Source organism: Mesorhizobium sp. CA12 (assembly GCF_020165255.1).
GTDB lineage: Bacteria > Pseudomonadota > Alphaproteobacteria > Rhizobiales > Rhizobiaceae > Mesorhizobium.
The window spans coordinates 376638-395753 of record NZ_JAIUHT010000002.1 but is presented as its reverse complement, the minus strand read 5'-3'; the positions used below and the strand labels follow the sequence as shown (position 1 = coordinate 395753).

General features: G+C 63.1%; 17 protein-coding genes and 1 tRNA gene. 6 read left to right on the top strand and 12 right to left on the bottom strand.

The window, feature by feature from the left end; translation table 11 throughout:
• Positions 1 to 3: 3 nt before the first annotated feature.
• The 9 genes from LB520_RS06010 to LB520_RS05970 form a co-directional block, all read right to left on the bottom strand.
• Entirely contained in the window at positions 4 to 1119 is a 1116-nt protein-coding gene (locus tag LB520_RS06010) for an ABC transporter ATP-binding protein (RefSeq protein ID WP_095766306.1), read from the bottom strand.
• 21 nt (positions 1120 to 1140) lie between these two features.
• Positions 1141 to 2085 (bottom strand): carbohydrate ABC transporter permease, encoded by a 945-nt coding sequence (locus LB520_RS06005; RefSeq protein ID WP_224636804.1) that lies wholly within the window; start codon positions 2083 to 2085, stop codon positions 1141 to 1143.
• On the bottom strand, positions 2082 to 3041 hold the full coding sequence (locus LB520_RS06000; RefSeq protein ID WP_224603331.1) for a carbohydrate ABC transporter permease: 960 nt from the start codon (positions 3039 to 3041) through the stop codon (positions 2082 to 2084). Before LB520_RS06000 ends, LB520_RS06005 begins: the two co-directional genes overlap by 4 nt.
• Positions 3042 to 3166: 125 nt before the next feature.
• Positions 3167 to 4420, bottom strand: a complete 1254-nt coding sequence (locus LB520_RS05995) for an ABC transporter substrate-binding protein (RefSeq protein ID WP_095766309.1) — start codon at positions 4418 to 4420, stop codon at positions 3167 to 3169.
• A gap of 58 nt (positions 4421 to 4478) precedes the next feature.
• Complete coding sequence (locus LB520_RS05990; RefSeq protein WP_224636803.1) at positions 4479 to 5990, bottom strand: aldehyde dehydrogenase family protein; 1512 nt, start codon at positions 5988 to 5990, stop codon at positions 4479 to 4481.
• A 10-nt stretch (positions 5991 to 6000) separates the two neighbouring features.
• On the bottom strand, positions 6001 to 6774 hold the full coding sequence (locus LB520_RS05985; protein WP_224636802.1) for an enoyl-CoA hydratase/isomerase family protein: 774 nt from the start codon (positions 6772 to 6774) through the stop codon (positions 6001 to 6003).
• Positions 6767 to 8368: an acyl CoA:acetate/3-ketoacid CoA transferase gene (locus LB520_RS05980; RefSeq protein WP_224636800.1), complete on the bottom strand. Its 1602-nt coding sequence runs from the start codon at positions 8366 to 8368 to the stop codon at positions 6767 to 6769. Before LB520_RS05980 ends, LB520_RS05985 begins: the two co-directional genes overlap by 8 nt.
• Complete coding sequence (locus LB520_RS05975; RefSeq protein ID WP_224636799.1) at positions 8365 to 9381, bottom strand: Gfo/Idh/MocA family protein; 1017 nt, start codon at positions 9379 to 9381, stop codon at positions 8365 to 8367. Before LB520_RS05975 ends, LB520_RS05980 begins: the two co-directional genes overlap by 4 nt.
• Complete coding sequence (locus LB520_RS05970) at positions 9378 to 10421, bottom strand: LacI family DNA-binding transcriptional regulator (RefSeq protein ID WP_224636877.1); 1044 nt, start codon at positions 10419 to 10421, stop codon at positions 9378 to 9380. The genes LB520_RS05975 and LB520_RS05970 overlap by 4 nt, the downstream gene beginning before the upstream one ends.
• A 240-nt stretch (positions 10422 to 10661) precedes the next feature.
• On the opposite strand from LB520_RS05970, the gene LB520_RS05965 reads away from it, so the two are divergent.
• The 4 genes from LB520_RS05965 to LB520_RS05950 all read left to right on the top strand — a co-directional run bounded on the left by LB520_RS05965 (position 10662) and on the right by LB520_RS05950 (position 15402).
• Positions 10662 to 11816: a dihydrodipicolinate synthase family protein gene (locus tag LB520_RS05965; RefSeq protein WP_224636797.1), complete on the top strand. Its 1155-nt coding sequence runs from the start codon at positions 10662 to 10664 to the stop codon at positions 11814 to 11816.
• Between the two features lie 81 nt (positions 11817 to 11897).
• The gene (gene gmd / locus LB520_RS05960) at positions 11898 to 13004 is read left to right on the top strand and encodes a GDP-mannose 4,6-dehydratase (protein ID WP_224636795.1); all 1107 of its coding nucleotides are present in this window, start codon (positions 11898 to 11900) and stop codon (positions 13002 to 13004) included.
• Between the two features lie 12 nt (positions 13005 to 13016).
• Entirely contained in the window at positions 13017 to 13985 is a 969-nt protein-coding gene (fcl, locus tag LB520_RS05955) for a GDP-L-fucose synthase (protein ID WP_224636793.1), read from the top strand.
• Positions 13972 to 15402: a hypothetical protein gene (locus LB520_RS05950; RefSeq protein ID WP_224636791.1), complete on the top strand. Its 1431-nt coding sequence runs from the start codon at positions 13972 to 13974 to the stop codon at positions 15400 to 15402. The genes fcl and LB520_RS05950 overlap by 14 nt, the downstream gene beginning before the upstream one ends.
• 40 nt (positions 15403 to 15442) lie before the next feature.
• Here LB520_RS05950 and LB520_RS05945 read toward each other — a convergent pair whose 3' ends face one another.
• The 3 genes from LB520_RS05945 to cpdR all read right to left on the bottom strand — a co-directional run bounded on the left by LB520_RS05945 (position 15443) and on the right by cpdR (position 16871).
• A complete protein-coding gene (locus tag LB520_RS05945) occupies positions 15443 to 16111 on the bottom strand; it encodes an outer membrane protein (protein ID WP_224636790.1) in 669 nt (222 codons plus the stop codon).
• A 207-nt stretch (positions 16112 to 16318) separates the two neighbouring features.
• Positions 16319 to 16393: transfer RNA gene (locus LB520_RS05940), tRNA-Val, on the bottom strand.
• A gap of 115 nt (positions 16394 to 16508) precedes the next feature.
• Positions 16509 to 16871, bottom strand: coding sequence for a cell cycle two-component system response regulator CpdR (gene cpdR / locus LB520_RS05935; RefSeq protein WP_006199474.1), 363 nt, complete (start codon positions 16869 to 16871; stop codon positions 16509 to 16511).
• 150 nt (positions 16872 to 17021) lie between these two features.
• Here cpdR and LB520_RS05930 point away from each other — a divergent pair, with 150 nt between their 5' ends.
• Positions 17022 to 17978 carry an N-formylglutamate amidohydrolase gene (locus tag LB520_RS05930; protein WP_095766700.1) on the top strand — a complete coding sequence of 319 codons (957 nt, stop codon included), beginning with the start codon at positions 17022 to 17024 and terminating at the stop codon, positions 17976 to 17978.
• Between the two features lie 358 nt (positions 17979 to 18336).
• On the top strand, positions 18337 to 19110 hold the full coding sequence (hisN, locus tag LB520_RS05925; RefSeq protein WP_224636788.1) for a histidinol-phosphatase: 774 nt from the start codon (positions 18337 to 18339) through the stop codon (positions 19108 to 19110).
• Positions 19111 to 19116 lie beyond the last annotated feature (6 nt).

Sequence of the window (19116 nt, the reverse complement as noted above, 5' to 3'; positions counted from 1 at the left end):
TTTTTAAAGGATGCGCTTCTCGGTCGCCGGGTCGAAGAACACCGCCTTGCTGAGGTTGAAGGCCAAAGGCGTGCTGGTGCCGGGCTGGATATTCGCATCAGCTCTCAGCCGCGCCACCACGCCCTTGCCGCCCAGATTGGTGACGGCAAAAGTATCCGATCCCGCCGGCTCCACCACTTCGATATGGCAGTCGGCGGTGGCGATGTTCGAACCGTTGCGTTCCGCACCTTCCGGGTCGGTCAGCGCTTCGGGGCGCACGCCGAAGATCACCGGCTTGTCCTTGAAGGCCGCAAGGCCGGTGGGCGCGCCGGGCATCGGCAGCACGATCGGTTGGCGCGCTTCGCGGTCCAGAACCACCGACAGCCCGCTGCCGTTAGCATCGATCTTGGCCGGGATCAGGTTCATCGCCGGCGAGCCCATGAAGTCGGCGACAAAGATGTTGGTCGGGTTGTTGTAGATTTCGGCCGGCGTGCCGAATTGCTGCACCTCGCCGTCGCGCATGACGGCGATCTTGGTCGCCAGCGTCATCGCCTCGATCTGGTCATGCGTGACGTAGACAATGGTCGTGCCGGTCGTGGCGTGCAGGCGTTTGATCTCGATGCGCATGTCGACGCGCAGCTTGGCGTCGAGATTGGAGAGTGGTTCGTCGAACAGGAAGAGTTTCGGGTCGCGGACCAGCGCCCGGCCCATGGCGACGCGCTGCCGCTGGCCGCCGGAAAGCTGACTGGGCTTGCGGTTGAGGAGATGGCCGATCTGCAGGATCTTCGCCACCTTGTCGATCGCCGCCTGGCGTTCCGCCGCCGGCACGCCGCGCATCTCCATGCCGAAGGCGATGTTGCCGGCAACCGTCATATTCGGGTACAGCGCATAGCTCTGGAACACCATGGCGATATCACGCTTCGAAGGATGCAGGTCGTTGATCGCGCGGCCGTCGACGCGGATCTCGCCCTCGGTGATCTGCTCCAGCCCGGCGATGGTGTTGAGCAGCGTGGACTTGCCGCAGCCGGACGGGCCGACCAGCACCAGGAAGCCGCCCTTTTCGAGCTCGACATCGATGCCCTTCAGGATCTCGACATTCCCGAAGCGCTTCTTCAGCCCATCAATTTCCAGAAAAGCCATGGTCGTTCCTTCCGAATGTGGTCAGCCCTTGACCGCGCCCGCCATCAGCCCGCGCACGAAATAGCGGCCGGCGACGACATAGACGATCAGGGTGGGGAGCGCGGCAATCATCGCCGCCGCCATGTTGACGTTGTATTCGACCACGCCGGTCGAGGTGTTGACGACGTTGTTCAGCGCCACCGTCATCGGCATCACGTCGCCGGAGCCGGCATAGGCGGAGGCGAACAGGAAGTCGTTCCAGATGTTGGTGAACTGGTAGATCACCGTCACAACGATGATCGGCAGCGAATTGGGCAGCATGATGCGCCGAAATATCTGGAAGAAGGACGCGCCGTCGACCTGTGCCGCCTTCACCAACTCGGTCGGGAAGGCTTCGTAATAATTGCGGAAGAACAGCGTTGTGAAGCCGAGGCCGTAGACCACATGGACGAAGACCAGGTTCACGGTCGAATTGCCGAGACCGAAGTTGAACCCGGTCGCGTTCTGCAGGGTGACGCCGAAGCGGCCGAGGCTGCCGAGGATCGTGGCCATCGGCAACAGCACCGACTGGAACGGGATGAAGCAGGCGAACAGCATCATGGCAAAGACCAGCGTGTGGCCGCGGAAGCGCCATTTGGTCAGCACATAGCCGTTGAGCGCGCCGAGCAGCGTCGAGATCAGCACCGCCGGCACGACCATTTTGATGGAGTTCCAGAAATAGCCCTTCATGCCGACGCAGGTCAGGCCCGAGCAGACTTCGCTCCACGCCTTTATCCATGGCGCGAAAGTCGGCGCATGCGGCAGCGACAGCATGTTGCCGTTCTGGATCTCGTCCATGGTCTTGAACGAGGTGACCAGCATGACGAAAAGCGGCATCAGATAGAAGATCGCGAACAGCCCAAGCAGGCCGTAGATGACGATGCGGTTGATTGTCCTCGCACGGGCGCCGCTTGCGGCTTGGCTGGCGGGTGAAGCGACGGCGCTCATCGCGACTTCTCCCTGAGCTCGGAATAGAGATACGGAACGATGATGGCGGTGATGGTCATCAGCATGATCACCGCGCTTGCCGAGCCGACTGCCATTTCGTTGCGCTTGAAGGTGAACTCATACATGAAGTTGGACGGCAGCCAGGCTGAGCCGCCGGGCCCGCCGCTGGTCAGCGCCACGACAAGGTCATAGGACTTGATGGCCAGGTGCGCGAGCACGATGAAGGCCGATAGGAAGACGGGCCTGAGCAGCGGGATGACGATGCGGCGATAGAGCTGGAAGGTGGAAGCGCCGTCGATCTGCGCGGCCTTCATGATCTCGCCGTCGATGCCGCGCAGGCCGGCCAGGAACATCGCCATGACGAAACCGGACGCCTGCCAGACGCCGGCGATCACCACGGTGTAGATGACGAAATCCTTGTTCTTGATCCAGTCGAAATGAAAGCTCGTCCAGCCCCACTGATGCAGCGTCTGTTCCAGTCCGAGGCCGGGATCGAGGAACCATTTCCAGGCGACGCCAGTGACGATGAAGGAGAGCGCCATCGGGTAGAGGTAGATCGGCCTGAGCACGCCTTCGCCGCGGATCTTCTGGTCGAGCAGGATGGCCAGGAACAGGCCAAGCGCCAGGCAGATCAGAATGTAGAGGAAGCCGAATATGCCCATATTGGTGATCGAGGTGTACCAGCTCGACGGCGGGTCGCTCTCGAAGGTCCAGCGCCACAGCCGCTGATAGGCGCGGGCTCCGGTGACGGCATAGGACGGGAATGTCTTGGAATTGGTGAAGGACAGATAGATCGTCCACAGGATGAAGCCATAGACGAAGACGATCGTCGCCGCGAAACTCGGCGCCAAAACGATCTTCGGCAGCAGATCCTGCAGCCGCGACCGAACCGACGCGCCAGGACGGGCGTCATGCTCCGGTGTCAGCTTGATCCGGGTTTCGGCAACTGTGCTCATAGGCTCGTCCAGTACCGGTTGGTCGGAAACCGCCCGGCGCGAAACGCGCCAGGGTCTTTCCCGCGCCTTTGTCGACGGGAGACCTCCCCCGCCGAAGCGGGGGAGATCCGAGTTCAAGCAACGGCTTACTTGGCGTCGTCGATAGCCTTGACCAGCTCGGTCACGGCCTCGTCGGAGGTCTTGATCTGACCATGGACGAACTTCGACACGACATCCTTGTAGGCGTTCGCGACGGCCGGCGGGGCGCCGTAGCCCTGCGCCAGCGAGCCGAACAACGTGCCGCCCTCATTGGCCTTCTTCAGGTCGGCGATGCCCTTCTTGCCGCAAGCATCGAAGTCGGTATCAGGCACGTCGGTGCGGGCCGGGACCGAACCCTTCACGACGTTGAAGGCCGACTGGAAGCTCTTCGACAAAGTGGCGGTGGCGAGTGCCACCTGAGCGGCCTTGCGGTCCTCCGGCACGTTGAACATGCCGAACATGTCGGAGTTGTAGATCACCGAGCCGTCGGTGCCCGGGAAGCGGTAGCACAGGAAGTCGGTGCCCGGGGTCTTGTTGGCGGCGTGGAACTCGCCCTTGGCCCAGTCGCCCATGACCTGGACCAGCGCATCGCCCTTGATGACCATGGCGGTGGCGAGGTTCCAGTCGCGGCCCGAGAAGTTCGGGTCGACATATTTGACGAGCTTGGCGAGGTTGTCGAACGACTTCTTCATCGTGTCGGACTTGAGCGACTCTTCGTCGAGGTCGTTCATCGCCTTCTTGTAGAATTCCGGTCCGCCGGTCGACAGCACGACGGAATCGAACATGGTCGCTTCCTGCCAGTTCTGGCCGCCGAGTGCCAGCGGGATGACGCCCGCGGCCTTGGCCTTGTCGAGCAACGCCACGAAGTCGTCGAAGGTCTTCGGCTCGGTGCCGCCGATCTTCTCCATCACCGCCTTGTTGATCCACAGCCAGTTGACCGAGTGGACGTTGACCGGGGCGGCGACCCATTTGCCGTCATAGACGGAGAATTTCTGCAGGGCGGCCGGAACCGACTTGTCCCAGCCTTCCTTCTTGGCGGTCTCGGTGAGGTCGCCCATGACGCCGGCGGCGGCATAGTCGAGCACGGTGTAACCGAGCATCTGCGAGGCGGTCGGATAGTTGCCGGCCGCGACCATCGCCTTCAGCGCGGTCATGGCGGCATCGCCGCCGCCGCCGGCCACCGGCACGTCCTTCCAGGCATAGCCTTCCTTGGCCAGATCCTGCTTCAGCACGTTCAGAGCAGCCGCTTCGCCGCCCGACGTCCACCAATGCAGCATCTGCACTTCCTTGACGTCCGCGGCGTGCGCCGAGAACGCAAAGCTCGTCGCAAGAGCCGTTCCGATAAGCAGTTTGCGCAACATGTACTACCTCCCTTGTTGCATTCACAGAACCGGCGGGTGTCCGCCGGGGTCTCCCAACTCAGCCGACCCACCATCCGGTGCGCTGGCCGCGATGAAACTGGATAGTCTTTTCCTCGGTATAATCCTCGACAGCGCGTTTGCCGAGTTCGCGTCCCAGACCCGACTGCTTGTAGCCGCCGAAGGGCAGTTCGGGATAACCTTCCATGAACGTATTCACCCAAACCGTCCCCGAACGCACGCCGCGCGCCACCGACATGCACGTGTCGATACCGGCGCTCCACACCCCTGCAGACAGACCATAGGGCGTGTTGTTGGCAATGCGCAATGCCTCTTCAATCGTTTCAAAAGTGAGCACGGACAGCACTGGTCCGAACACTTCCTCGCGCGCGATCGCCATATCCTCCGTGACGTCACGGATAATGGTCGGATCGAGATATTGGCCGGCATTGGATGGAAGCCGCGCGCCACCGGCGAAAACGCTGCCGCCGTCGGTCTTCGCCGCCGTCACATAGCCGGCTACCTTTTCGATATGGTCGGCCGAGATCATCGCGCCGACCTTGGTGCGGTCGTCGAGCGGATCGCCGACGCGGACCTTCTGGGACAGCGCCTTGACCGCGTTGAGGAAGTCGTCGGCGATCGCCTTATGCACGATCAGGCGGCTGCCGGCATTGCAGCATTCGCCTGCGTTGAAGAAGCCGCCGAACACCGCGGCATCCGCTGCGGCCTGGAGGTCGGCGTCGGGGAAGACGATCTGGCCGTTCTTGCCGCCGAGTTCCATCGAGACCTTCTTCAAGGAATCGGAAGCGGCGGCCATGGTTGTCTTGCCGACACGGGTCGATCCGGTGAAGGAGACCATCTCGACCAGCGGATGGACGACCATCGGCGCGCCGACATCGGCGCCGTAGCCTGCGAGAATGTTGACGACGCCAGCCGGCAGCCCGGCCTCGAGCAGGATGTCGCCGAGCACGAAAGTGGAAGCGGACGTCATCTCGCTCGGCTTCACCACCGCCGTGCAGCCGGCGGCGAGCGCGAAGGGCAGCTTTTGGCTGACGATCAGGAAAGGGAAATTCCACGGCGTGATGATCGAGACAACGCCGATCGGCTCGCGCAGCACTACGCCCAGCATGGAGTCGCCGAGATTGGCGTAGCTTTCGCCATGCAGCGTGCGGGCAAGCGAGGCGGCATAGCGCCAGATGTCGATCGCGCCGCCGATCTCTGCGCGCGCCTGGGCGATCGGCTTGCCGGATTCCAGCGCGTCGAGGCGGGCGATCTCTTCCAGCCGCGCCTCGATCAGGTCGGCAGCCTTCAGCAGAACCGCCGTGCGTTCCGATGCCTTCATGCGCGGCCACGGACCGGTCTCGAACGCCTTGTGCGCGGCCTGCACCGCCGCCTCGACTTCCGCCGCGCCCGCTTGCGCATAACGGGACACGACGAAGCCGTGGCCTGGGCTGGCGCGCTCTATGCTGCGGCCGTCGCAGGAATCGACATGCCTGCCGTCGATCAGCAGCTTGTAGGCCTTCGGCGCCCCAGACGCCTCGGCCGGCATGGCAATGTTGAGGGGTGCGTTCATCGTCTCTTCTCTAGGATCTCGAAAAGGCCGGCTTCTGCTTGGCCTTGAAAGCGCCGATGCCGGCTTTAAGGTCGGCGGTGAGCGCGATGAAGCCGCTGGCCAGCGCCTCGGTCGCGGCCGCATCTTCCTCGCCCTCGGCAACGCCGATCATCAGCTTCGCGGCCTCCGTCGCCAGCGGACCGCGCTCGGCGATCTTTTCGGCCCAGGCTTTGGCTTCCTCGAAAGCCTTGCCTGTTTCGACCAGTCGGTCGACGACACCGTGCGCGAGCGCGTCGGATGCCAGGAAAATCTCGCCGCCGATCGCCATCCGGCGCACGATCTGTGCGCCGAAGCGGCGTACCGCGCGCTGCGTGCCCGACCAACCGGGAACGACGCCCATCGAGGTTTCGGGGAAGCCGAGCTTGACCTGCATTTCGGCGACGCGGAAATCGCAGGCCGCCGCCAGTTCCAGCCCACCGCCCAGCGCATGACCGGAGAGCACGGCGATGGTCGGCTGCCTGAGCCGCGCCAGCCGATCGAAGACGCGGTGGCCGTAGCGCACCCATTGCACCTGGAAGTCGGCGGCGCTCATGGCACCCCAGGCCTCGACGTCGCCGCCGGCGCAGAAGCCCTTGCCTTCGCCGCGGATGAGCACGGCGCGAACGCCCTCGGCCAGTTCCGCTTTGTCGAGCGCCGCTTCGAGCGCACGCAGCATCGGGATGTCGAGCGCGTTGAACTTTTCCGGCCGGCGCAGCGTGACGATGCCTATGGCGTCGTCCCGCTCGAAGGTGACAAGCTCAGCCATGCGCGCCTCCGAGCGAAGCGCCGCCATTGAGCGACAGGCCGATCGGCCGGTCCCGATAAAGCGCCGCAGGCGTGACCTTGAGGTCGTTCGCCACAGCGAGCGGGATCTCGGCCTGCGCCAGCACATCGCGTTCGAGGTCGATGCCGGGCGCCAGTTCCGTCACCATCAGCCCGTCCGGCGTCAGCTTCATCACGCAGCGCTCGGTGACATAGGTGATGTCCTGCCCCTGGGTGACCGCCCGCTTGCCGGAGAAGGAGATGTGCTCGACCTCCGCGACCACCTTCTTCACCTTGCCTTCCTGGTCGATGCGGATCGCGCCTCCAGCCAGCGACAGCTTGGCGCCGGCATTGAAGAAGCCGGAAAAGACGATCTTCTTCGCGCGCGCGGTGATGTCGACGAAGCCGCCGGCGCCGGCGGTCACATGCGGCCGCGCCGAGAGCTTCGAGACGTTGACCGAGCCGTGGCGGTCGATCTGCAGGAAGGACAGCAGCGAGGCGTCGAAGCCGCCGGCCTGGAAATAGATGAACTGGTGCGGCGAGGGCATGATCGCCTCGGCGTTGGAGGCACAGCCGAACTTGAAGTCGAGCAGCGGCACGCCGCCGACCGCGCCCTGCTCGATCACCCAGGTGACCTTGCCGTGCTGGCCTTCCTCGAGAAGGATGCGCGGCACGTTGGCCGAGATGCCGAAGCCGATGTTGACGGCCATGCCGTCGCGCAATTCCATGGCGACGCGCCGCGCGATGACCTTCTGGATGTTCATCTCCGGCGTGCGGAAGGTCGACAGCGGCCGGAAGATCTCGCCCGAGATCGCCGGGTCGTAAGGCGTCTGCGTGGTCTGCAACTGGTCGGGCGCCACGACGATATGGTCGACCAGCACGCCGGGCACCCGCACATCGTGCGGCTTCAGGGTGCCGTTCTCGACGACGCGCTTGACCTGCGCAATGACGATGCCGCCATTGTTGCGGGCGGCCAGCGCCTGCTCCAGCCCGCCGAGATAGGCGCCCTCATGCTCATACGTGAGGTTGCCGCGCTCGTCGGCCGTGGTGGCGCGGATGATCGAGACGTTGGGCACGATGGCGCGGAAATAAAGCCATTCCTCGCCATCGAACTGCTCGACCGAGACGATCGGCTCGGTGGCCGCGGCGTTCATGGCGCAACCTTGGTGGCGCGGATCGGCAAATGTGTCGAGGCCGACCTTGGTCAGCACGCCGGGACGTTTGGCGGCGGCCTCGCGATGCATGTCGAACAGGATGCCGGACGGCACGTTGTAGGCGGCGACCGAATTGTCGCCGATCATCTTCCATATCTGCGGCGGCTCGGCAGAGGAGGGGCCGGACGGATAGGAGCCGCAGAGCGTGCGCTTGAGCAGGCCCGGCTTGGCGAGATGGTCGATGCCCTTGATGCCGTACATGTCGCCGGCGGCGATCGGATGCAGCGTGGTGATCGCCTTCGGATGGCCTTCCGCATCGAAACGTTCGCCGATCGCGGCAAGCACGGCGTCGGGGCAGCCGAGGCCGCTCGACGACGACACCGAGACGACCATGGCGTCCTTGATCAGGCTGGCGGCACAGGCCGCCGAGACGAGCTTGCTCACGCGATGCCCCCAAGTTGCGGGTCGATAGCGACGGCCTTGCCGGTGTTCGACGATTGCAGTGCTGCTTCGGCCGACGCCAGCGACCAGACGCCGTCCTCGCCGGTGGCGGCTGGCTGGCCTTCGCCGCGGATCGCGGCATGGAAGTGGCGCAGCGAGCGGGTGTAGAGATCCTCGCGGTCGAAGCTCAGCTCTTCTTCTCCGCTCGCCCTGCGCAGATGCACCGAGCCGACCGGCTTCTGCGTCATCACATTGGCGGCGATCAGCGAGCCTTCCGAGCCATGCACCTCGAAGCCGGTGCCGGCGAATTTCGTGGTGAAGCCCTCATGCGACTGCGCGATGATGCCGGACTTGAAGCGCCAGATGCACATGGCGCCGTCCTCCAGTCCGCCGCCGGCCATGCCGGCGGCTTGCGTGAAGGCCGAAATCTCGACGGGGTCGTCGTCCAGCACGAAGCGCAGCGTGTCGGCATCATGCACGGTTATGTCGAGCACAACGCCGCCGCCGGCCTCAGGCTTGGCGATGCGCCAGCCCTGCAGGTTCTCCGGCAGGTAGACGGAGTGGAAGACGCGTGCGGCGATCGGCTTGCCGATGCGGCCGGCGGCGATCGCCTCGCGCATGGCGCGGTGGGCGCCGGCATTGCGCAGATGGTGGTTGGTGGCGAAGACGATGCCGGCAGCTTTCGCGGCGACAACCATCTCACGCGCATCGGCGCTGGTCAGCGCCAGCGGTTTCTCGCACAGCACATGCTTGCCGACCTTGATCGCGGCAAGCCCCTGCTCAAGGTGCAATTCGTTGGTGGTCGAGATGTAGACGGCGTCGATATCCGAGTTGAGCAGCGCGTCGAGAGACGAGACGGCGCGTGCGATGCCGTTTTCCCTTGCATAGGTCTCGGCCCGTTCCGGGCTGGAGCTCATCACGGCGGCGACCTCGCCGTCGGCCTGCGCGCGGATGGCATCGATCATGAACTGTCTGGCGATCGTGCTGGCGCCGATCAGTCCCCATCGCACGCTCACGCCGCGTCTCCCACTTGGCTGTTGCGGTCCGGGCCGCTGCTTTCCCGCACGACCAGGCTGACGGCACCGATATGGTTCTCGGCGCGCGTGGTGCGCGACTGGATCATCTTCAGCATGACGTGCGCCGCGCGCTCGCCGAGGCCCGCGGTGTCGACGGCGACGCTGGTCAGCGCCGGGCTGTAGTGCTCGGCCTCGGCGACGTCGTCGAAGCCGACCACGGCAAAGTCTGCGCCCGCCTCGAGACCGCGTTTGCGCAATGCCAGCATGACGCCGAAGGCTACCGCATCGTTGAAGCACAGCGCCGCGGTCGGCGGTTGCGGCACGGCAAGAGCCGTCTCCAGGCAGGCCATGCCGCCCTTGCGGCTGGTCTCGCCCTCGACGATCAGCCGGTCGGAAGCTGGGATGCCGAGCGTTTCGCAGGCTTCGAGGAAGCCCCCCAGGCGCTCCTGATAAACAACGAGATCGGATGAACCGCCGAAGAAGGCCAGGCGGCGATGGCCCCTGCGGATCAGATGTTCGGCGGCAAGCACCGCGCCGCGATGATTGTCCGGCGCGATCACCGGAATGCGGCTGTCCGGCAGCCTGCGCATGGTGAAGACGATCGGGACGCCGGCCGTCTCGATGCGGCGGAAGGTGCCGGGCGACGTGCCACGCGCCGGCGAGACGATCAGGCCGGCGACGCCCTGTTCCATCAGCGACTTCAGCACCTCTTCCTGACGTACCGGGTTTTCCGCCGTGTTGGCGATGAAGGGGACGACGCCCGCCGCCTGGAAGACGCGCTCCATGCCGACCGCCAACTCGGCGAAAAAGGGGTTGGTGAGATCGTTGATCACCATGCCGATGACATTGGAATGGGCTTTGCGCAGATTGGCGGCGCCGCGGTTGTAGACATAGCCGACATCCTCGATCGCCTTGCGCACCTTGGTCGCGGTTTCAGGCCGGATCAACCCGCTGCCCTGCAGCACGAGCGACACCGTCGATTTGGACACGCCGGCCTCGCGGGCGATGTCCAGGATCGTCGCCTTGGCCCGGCTGGCCATCCTCGTCATGTCCTCCTAGTTTCGAGAAGATCTATTGGAACGTTCTAATCATCGATCCAAATCCGAGTCAATCACGATTCCGCTGAGATTCGAAAAATTGATTGGAGCGGTTCAAAACCTCAATGAATGTAAGGGCTATTTCAAAGGAGACGCAATGTCTTCCGGCTTGGATGCCGGGAATCATAAAGGTTCTTGATTTATTGGAACGTTCCATTTATAGCGACCGCACGGGAGAGTTCCATGGACATCACCTTGCCTGCGGCAAACGGCGAGCGCGTCAGCTACCGGCTTGTCGGCAAACCGGTCGAACCGATCGAGGGCGCACGCTTTTCGCGCATCGCCTATGCCGCCGCCCATGTCGTTGCCGATCCCATCGCCATGACCGATCCGTGGTCGCGGCCGGCGGTCGACTGGGACAGGACGATGGCGTTCCGCCATCATCTGTGGCGGCTCGGCTTTCGCATCGCCGAAGCCATGGACACGTCTCAGCGCGGGATGGGTTTCGACTGGGCGAACGCGAAGGAGCTGATCCGCCGCTCGATCGCGGAAGCCAAAACTGTGCCGGGCGCCGACCTCGCCTCGGGGGCGGGGACCGATCACCTGGCGCCGGCGGCGGCCAAGACGCTCGACGACGTCATCGGCGCCTATGAAGAGCAATTCGCCTTCATCGAAGGCGAGGGCGGCAAGGCAATCATGATGGCGAGCCGCGCGCTGGCGGCGGTGGCCAAAGGGCCGGACGATTATGCCCGCGTTTATGAGCGCATGCTGTCCCAGGCATCGGGCAAGGTCATCCTGCACTGGCTGGGCGACATGTTCGATCCGGCACTCAAGGGCTATTGGGGCAGCAACGATTTCGACGCGGCGCTCGACACGGTCGTCGCCATCATCGAGCGGCATGCGGGCAAGGTCGAAGGCATTAAGATATCGCTGCTCGACGCGGAGAAGGAAGTGCGGCTGCGCGATAGGCTGCCCGAAGGGGTGGTGATGTTCACCGGCGACGATTTCAACTATCCCGAACTGATCGCCGGCGATGGCAGGAGACACTCGCACGCGCTGCTCGGCATCTTCGACGCCATCGCGCCGGTGGCAAATGCCGCGCTGGCGAAGCTGGCGGAGGGCGATAAGGCCGGCTACGACGCGCTGATGGCGCCGACCGTGCCGCTGTCGCGAAAAATCTTCGAGGCGCCGACCGAATACTACAAGGCCGGCATCGTCTTCATGGCCTGGCTGAACGGGCATCAGGACCACTTCACGATGGTGGGCGGCATGCAATCGGCGCGCGGCATATGCCACTACGCGGATGTCTTCCGGCTCTCCGATCAGGCCGGGCTGCTGGCCGACCCCGATCTTGCCATCGCCAGGATGAAGACCCTGCTGGCGGTCGCGGGCGTTTAAGCCGGTTCCCCGTGCGGGGATTTGCGTTTCGGCGATAAATCGTATTCGCTTGCCGAAAAATAGGCGCGGGCGCACATGGCAATGGCGGACAAAGTCGCCCCGGCAGACAAGGTCGCCCTGGCAAACAGGGTTGCGCTTGTCACCGGGGTTACCGGGCAGGACGGGGCTTATCTGGCCGAGCTGCTGCTCGGCAAGGGCTATGTCGTCCACGGCGTCAAACGCCGGTCGTCTTCCTTCAACACCGAGCGCGTCGACGACATCTATGTCGATCCGCATGAGAGCGCCGCGCGCTTCTTTCTGCATCATGGCGATCTGACCGACGCGACCAATCTGATCCGCCTTGTGCAGGAGACGAAGCCCAGCGAGATCTATAATCTCGGCGCGCAAAGCCATGTCCAGGTGAGCTTCGAGACGCCGGAATACACTGCCAATGCCGATGCGCTGGGGACGCTCAAGCTTCTCGAAGCGATCCGCATTCTCGGCCTCGAGAAATCGGTGCGCTTCTACCAGGCCTCGACCTCGGAGCTCTATGGCGATGCGGTCGAAGCTCCGCAGAACGAGAGCACGCCGTTCCGGCCGCGCTCGCCCTATGCGGCAGCCAAGCTTTATGCTTACTGGATCACGGTCAATTACCGCCAGGCCTATGGCATGTTCGCCGCTAACGGCATCCTGTTCAATCACGAGAGCCCGACGCGTGGCGAAACCTTCGTCACCCGCAAGATCACGCGCGCCGTTGCCGCGATCCATCACGGCCTGCAGGACACGCTCTATCTCGGCAATATCGACGCACGTCGCGACTGGGGCCATGCGCGCGACTATGTCGAGGGCATGTGGCGCATCCTGCAGCATGACGAGCCGGACGATTTCGTGCTCGCGACCGGCGAGGCGCATTCGGTGCGCGAATTCGTGGAACTCGCCTTCGCCGAGGCCGGACACCGCATTCGCTGGCAGGGCAGCGGCGCCGATGAAGTCGGCATCGACGCAGCCACCGGCGCCGCGCTTGTGCGGATCGATCCGCGCTACTTCCGGCCGACCGAAGTGGATACGCTGGTCGGCGACGCCGCCAAGGCAAGAAAGGTTTTGGGCTGGTCGCACACCATCGGCTTCAAGGACCTGGTGGCGGAAATGGTTCGGGCCGATCTGATGCGCGCCGCCGGCGCTACTTGGCGCAACGGCCGTTCAACCTAGGACTCCGCGCTTATGGACAAGAGTTTCGATCTCAAAGGAAAGCGCATTTTCATTGCCGGTCATCGCGGCATGGTCGGCTCGGCCCTGGTGCGCCGCCTGGCTGGCGAGGATTGCGAGATCGTGACCGTGGCGCGCAGCGAGCTCGACCTTCTCGACCAGGCCGGCGTGCGCCGCTGGATGGAGGCCCGGCGGCCGGACGCCGTGATCATGGCGGCCGCCAAGGTCGGCGGCATCCTGGCCAATGACAGCTTCCCGGTGGATTTCCTTTACGAAAACCTCGTCGTGCAGACCAATGTCGTCGAGGCCGCCTTTCGCAGCGGGGTGCAGAAGCTCCTGTTCCTGGGCTCGTCCTGCATCTATCCGAAGCTTGCGCCGCAGCCGATCCCGGAAGACGCGCTGCTCACCGGCCCGCTCGAACCCACAAACGAATGGTACGCCGTCGCCAAGATCGCCGGGTTGAAACTTTGCCAGGCCTACCGGCGGCAACATGGCGTCGACTACATCTCGGCCATGCCGACAAATCTCTATGGTCCGGGCGATAATTTCGACCTCGACAGCAGTCATGTCGTGCCTGCGCTGATGCGCAAGGCGCATATGGCGAAGCTAACCGGTCAAAAGACCCTGCAGGTGTGGGGTTCGGGCCGGCCGATGCGAGAATTCCTGCATGTCGACGACGCCGCCGACGCCTTTGTCTGGCTTTTGAAGACTTATTCCGGCGACGGCCACGTCAATGTCGGTAGCGGTGAGGACATCACCATCGCGGAGCTTGCCGGCACCGTCGTATCGGTCGTCGGCGCCGGCGCCGAGATCGCGTTCGATCCGACGAAGCCGGACGGGATGCCGCGCAAGCTGATGGACGTCTCGCGGCTGTTCAAGACCGGCTGGAGGCCGGCCTATTCGCTTCGAGATGGATTGGAACAGACCTATGCCTGGTTCCTCGACCATGTCGAGAAAGGCGATATCCGTCTTGGCGCTGCATGATTCTCAATCGAAACTCATCGCGGCGACCAGGGAGGACGGTTTGGGCGGCCGGCTTCTGGCTATGGTCAACGCCAAGGCGCTTGCCGACTCGCTCGGCTATCGCTTCGGCTTTGCCTGGAAGCCGATCAATGACGACAAATTTCACTCGGTCGAGAAAGTCGACAAGATATTCTCCGCCGATTTCATCGAGAAGCACTGGCTGGGGGAGACGGTCGAACCATTGGGTTTCGATGTTCTCGGAGAGGTAGCCTTTAGCCGTGCCAGTCTCGATGCTGCGGCGGCACGGCGAAGGTTTCGCGGCTGGATCTGCAACGAGTTTGAGATACTGGATCATTTTCAGGGCGGACCCCAATTCGTCCGACGATCGGAGACATTGCGAGGTTTCGGTTTTTCCAGGGCCGTGAACCAGGCGCTCGACGCCGCCGACAGATGCCCGTTTCCGGGGCCGATCGCCGCTTTACATCTTCGCAGCGGCGACATCGTGCGCGGCAAATATCGCTTCATGCTGCATTTCAGCGACAAGGTAGTGGCCTCGACCTTGGTCAAGGCTGTCGCGTCGGAGCTTTCGTCAAAAGGCCTGACAACTCTTCTGATCGGTCAGGATCGTGAAACGCTCGAATATCTGCGGTCGGAAACGGGAGCCTTGCTGGGCGACGATCTGGGATCGGCGGAATTCGCAGATGAGACGCTCAAGGCATTCTTCGAGATGAGGCTGATGGCGCGGTGCCAGAAAATCTATGCAGGCGGCAGCGTCTATGCGTCCGTCGCATCGATGATGGGCGATGTCGGTCTCGTCCATCCGAAAACCTTGTTCGACGGTTCGAGAGCCGCGGAAATGATTCTGGCCGAACTCAGCCGACATCAGGGCGATTACCACCCGCTCGAGGCGGCCTTCGGCTATCAAACCGCGTTTCTCGATCTCGAGGATCAAATCAATCCCGCGCGAGCAAGAGACATCCTGGAAAAGGCTCACGCGCTGGATCCGCCCAACGACGTCTATCCGCTCAAAATCGCGGCGGCTTTTTTTCACGAACGCGACTACCTGTCCGGCGAGGCCGTTTTGAAGGCGCTCATGACAAGACAGTTCGAAGCCTCTTCCGCAATGCCGTTGCGAGCGATTGGCGTGCTGGTCTGCCGGACATGGCGCGGCGATGTCATGTCGAAAGATTTCGAGTCCTTCTTCGCGGCGGCCGCAGAGGGGCATCCCTACGCCGCAGCGTGCTCGGCGCATATCCTCCATGCAACATTCGGGAAGGTGAAGCCGGCTCTGCGGATGATTGCAAGATCGCTGGAGGCGGAACCGGCCAATGCCTTGTTCAAGAGAATCAAACGGCACATACGGCCATTGACGACGCCTCAGTCCGGTCCTCTGGCGAAGGCGCGGCTGCGACTCTGGAAGGCGGGGATCCGAATATAGGGACCGCCGCTGCGGTCTTTGCCGCGGCTGCATTAGGAGATCAAAAGCGGTAGTTCAGACTCAGAGAAACCGTATGGGTGCTGGGCTTGACGAATGTTGGACCAACCAACGCGCTGTCGTCTTGGAAATTATGATCCGAGAAATGCGCGTAGGCGTAATCAAGGCCGACAACCCATTTGTCATTGAGCGCGTAGTCGGCGCCGACACCGATCGTCCAGCCGGTATAAGTCCTGTCAAACTTGGTATCGCCAAAACCGAGAACGCTATATCCGGTATCGTGCAGGTGCAGGAAGGCCACGCCGCCCTTAACGTAGGGTAGGAAATTGCCCATCGCATATCCGGCCTTCGCAACGATATCGCCTTGCCAATCGGCAGCGGTCTCGAACGTTTCAGCGTCGATTGTCGGCACCGTCTTCTTGTTGAACACCGCAACCAGGCGGGCCTCCGCTCCGAGAACGAAATTGTTGTCGAACTGGTATTGATAGCCTACTTGGCCGCCAACCGATGCCGAGGTGCTATCACCATCGTATTCGCTAGGATCGTTATTGGGGATCGTCACATCGCCCTGGAGAAAATTGACGCCGGCCACTGCGCCGATATAGGCGCCTGTCCAATTGTAGGACGTGGGCTCGACCGACAATTCATCCGCAGCAAAGGCTGGCGAACAAAACCCAGCAAGCATTGCCGACGTGAGTAGAACTTTCCTCATAATTCGCCTGTCGCTCCCGATCCGCCATTGCACCTAAGGGTTGATAGCATGGCTTTCAGGGTTGCGCTGTAACACGGCGGCAACAGTGGCGCTGGAGGAGCTTAGCCCTGACGTGCCCCGCGCGACCAGAGCCGGGCGGAGGCTGCAATATACCTAGCCGGTGTGCTCGGGGTCCACTGGCGGAGATCGGCTAATTTAGTGGTAGGATGGTGGGCGTGACAAGGATTGAACTTGTGACCCCTGCAATGTCAATGCAGTGCTCTCCCGCTGAGCTACACGCCCATCCGAAGCCGCGCATACACCACTTTTGATCCGGCGCGTCAATAGCGGGAATGTGGAAAGACGGCTTCCGTTTGTCGCATCGGCGCGGCGCATCGTCGATGCCTGCCGAAGTGGCTCAGGCCGCCTGCAGCATCTTCTCGACCTCATTGACGAGATCGCGCAGGTGGAAGGGCTTCGACAGCACCTTGGCGTCCTTGGGCGCCTTGGAATCCGGATTGAGCGCGACTGCGGCAAAGCCTGTGATGAACATCACCTTGAGGTCCGGATCGATCTCGGTGGCGCGGCGGGCAAGCTCGATGCCGTCCATCTCCGGCATGACGATGTCGGTCAGGAGCAGCGAAAAAGGCTCTTCGCGCAGCCGCTCATAGGCGCTGGCGCCATTGTCGAAATCGCTTACCTGGTAGCCGGCGCGTTCCAGCGCCTTGACGAGGAAGCGGCGCATATCGTCGTCGTCTTCCGCCAGCAGAATGCGTGCCATCATATCCCGTCCGAATCACCCGCCCCAAGCCTGCCGCCGGGCAAGGCTGTTAACCATGCTGTATATGAGGATGTGTCGGTAAACATCAAGTGAATGAAGGGCGTCCCGCATCCGGTTCAAGCTGCGGTTTCGTCGCCCGAAATGCTGGACATGCCGCACGCAAGGTGGCAAGTTTTACGTCATGATGCAGTGCTGTTTCCTGGTTCGTGCAAATTGAAAACGGCAGCCGAGGATTTTTCGGTCGTCCCACCCTTCGAAATCCGATCGGGCGCCGAGCAGCGCGTCCCTTTCCTGTTCAACTCACCGCATAGCGGCCGCCACTATCCGGAGCGCTTCCTGGCCATGGCGCGGCTTGACCGCAACGCCATCCGCCGGTCGGAAGACTGCTATGTCGAGGAGCTTTTCGGCGGCGCCGTGCCGCTCGGCGCGCCACTGCTGGCGGCCAATTTTCCGCGCGCCTATCTCGATGTCAACCGCGAGCCGTGGGAACTCGATCCGCGCATGTTCGCGGAGCCGGTCCCGTCCTTCTGCAACATCCGTTCGGCGCGTGTCGCCGGCGGGCTGGGCACGGTGCCGAAGCTTGTCGGCGAAGGCCTCGATATCTATCCCGGCCGCCTGCCGCTGGCTGAGGCCGTGGCGCGCATCGAAGCGGTGTACAAGCCTTATCACGAGACGCTGAAGCGGCTCCTGACCAGAACGCATGCCAGGTTCGGCTATGCCGTGCTGATCGACTGCCACTCGATGCCGGCCAGCATACGCGTCGGCGACAACGGCGTGCGGCCCGACTTCATCATCGGCGATCGGTTCGGAATTTCGGCCTCGCCGGCGCTCACCGAGATGGCCATCGGCCTGCTTGTCCGCATGGGCTACACCGTCGCGCATAACAAGCCCTATGCGGGAGGGTTCATCACCGAACATTACGGCAGGCCGGCGCGGCATCTGCATGCGTTGCAGATCGAGGTCAATCGCGGGCTTTACATGGACGAGCGGACGTTCCAGAAATCGGCCGGCTTCGACGCCTTGGCCTGCGACCTGACCCGCTTCTCGGCCGACCTGATGTCGATGCCCGACCACCATTTCGTCGATTTGCCACTTGCGGCGGAATGACGGCGCGGTTGGCGCGCCGAGTTCTTGTATACGCAATTCCGGACGGAAAACCGCTTCACACTTTTCCTGGAATTGCCTGAAAAAAAGACCGCATCGTTTTCACGACACGGTCGAAGTCTAGGGAGGAAACGCCCAAGGAGGGCATGGACAGGAAAACCTGTCCGATGACAAAATTATTGTGCGCCGCACAAATGTCAATCGACAGCGGGCTTTTTTAATTCAATATGATGTGGAAATTCCGCTTCGGCGGCTCAGATGTGACATTCGGGCAACAGAAAACGGGCGTCTGACCGGTCTTCAGCGCTCCTGTTCGGCGAGAAACAGGCAGCCGGCAACGGCCGCGATGGGGGAGAGCGACTTGGATATCAGCACCGATTTCATGCGGCGCATCGCGCATGCCGCCGCCGCCGAAACCCTGCCGCGCTTCCGCAGCCAGGGGGCGATCACCAACAAGCTTGCGGGAAGCTTCGACCCGGTAACCGAGGCCGATCGCGAAGCCGAACGCGCGATCCGGGCGCTGATTTCATCCGAATATCCCGAGCACGGCATCCTCGGCGAGGAGCATGGCAGCCACAACCTCGCCAGCCGACATGTCTGGGTGATCGACCCGATCGACGGCACCCGCGCGTTCATTTCCGGCATCCCGGTGTGGGGAACGCTGGTCGGGCTGACCGTCGACGGCGAGGCGGTCGCCGGCATGATGTCGCAACCCTTCACCGGCGAGCTGTTCTACGCCAACACTTCCGGGTCGCATTATGAAGGACCTGGCGGCCCGCGCCGGCTCGCGACCCGCAAGACGACCGAACTCGCGCAAGCGACGCTGTTCACGACTACGCCGGCATTGTTTCAGGGCGACGCGCGCAAACGCTATGACCAGTTCGAGACAAAGGTGCAGCTCGCCCGCTACGGCACCGATTGCTACGCCTTCGCCATGCTGGCGGCCGGCAGCATCGACATCGTCGCCGACCCGGGCCTGAAGCCCTACGACATCGTCGCGCTGATCCCGATCATTGAGAAGGCCGGCGGCGTCATCACCACTTTCGAAGGCGGACCGGCAGAGAAGGGCGGCGACATACTGGCGGCCGCGACGCCCGAGCTTCACGCGGCAGCGATGGCGGCGCTGCGCGGCTGATCGGGC

What these genes read in the sequence shown, in the direction of transcription:
- LB520_RS06010 (WP_095766306.1), bottom strand. Translation starts at nt 1,119, where the DNA reads ATGGCTTTTCTGGAAATTGATGGGCTGAAGAAGCGCTTCGGGAATGTC.
- LB520_RS06005 (WP_224636804.1), bottom strand. Translation starts at nt 2,085, where the DNA reads ATGAGCGCCGTCGCTTCACCCGCCAGCCAAGCCGCAAGCGGCGCCCGT.
- LB520_RS06000 (WP_224603331.1), bottom strand. Translation starts at nt 3,041, where the DNA reads ATGAGCACAGTTGCCGAAACCCGGATCAAGCTGACACCGGAGCATGAC.
- LB520_RS05995 (WP_095766309.1), bottom strand. Translation starts at nt 4,420, where the DNA reads ATGTTGCGCAAACTGCTTATCGGAACGGCTCTTGCGACGAGCTTTGCG.
- LB520_RS05990 (WP_224636803.1), bottom strand. Translation starts at nt 5,990, where the DNA reads ATGAACGCACCCCTCAACATTGCCATGCCGGCCGAGGCGTCTGGGGCG.
- LB520_RS05985 (WP_224636802.1), bottom strand. Translation starts at nt 6,774, where the DNA reads ATGGCTGAGCTTGTCACCTTCGAGCGGGACGACGCCATAGGCATCGTC.
- LB520_RS05970 (WP_224636877.1), bottom strand. Translation starts at nt 10,421, where the DNA reads ATGGCCAGCCGGGCCAAGGCGACGATCCTGGACATCGCCCGCGAGGCC.
- LB520_RS05965 (WP_224636797.1), top strand. Translation starts at nt 10,662, where the DNA reads ATGGACATCACCTTGCCTGCGGCAAACGGCGAGCGCGTCAGCTACCGG.
- gmd (WP_224636795.1), top strand. Translation starts at nt 11,898, where the DNA reads ATGGCGGACAAAGTCGCCCCGGCAGACAAGGTCGCCCTGGCAAACAGG.
- fcl (WP_224636793.1), top strand. Translation starts at nt 13,017, where the DNA reads ATGGACAAGAGTTTCGATCTCAAAGGAAAGCGCATTTTCATTGCCGGT.
- LB520_RS05945 (WP_224636790.1), bottom strand. Translation starts at nt 16,111, where the DNA reads ATGAGGAAAGTTCTACTCACGTCGGCAATGCTTGCTGGGTTTTGTTCG.
- cpdR (WP_006199474.1), bottom strand. Translation starts at nt 16,871, where the DNA reads ATGGCACGCATTCTGCTGGCGGAAGACGACGACGATATGCGCCGCTTC.
- LB520_RS05930 (WP_095766700.1), top strand. Translation starts at nt 17,022, where the DNA reads ATGCCGCACGCAAGGTGGCAAGTTTTACGTCATGATGCAGTGCTGTTT.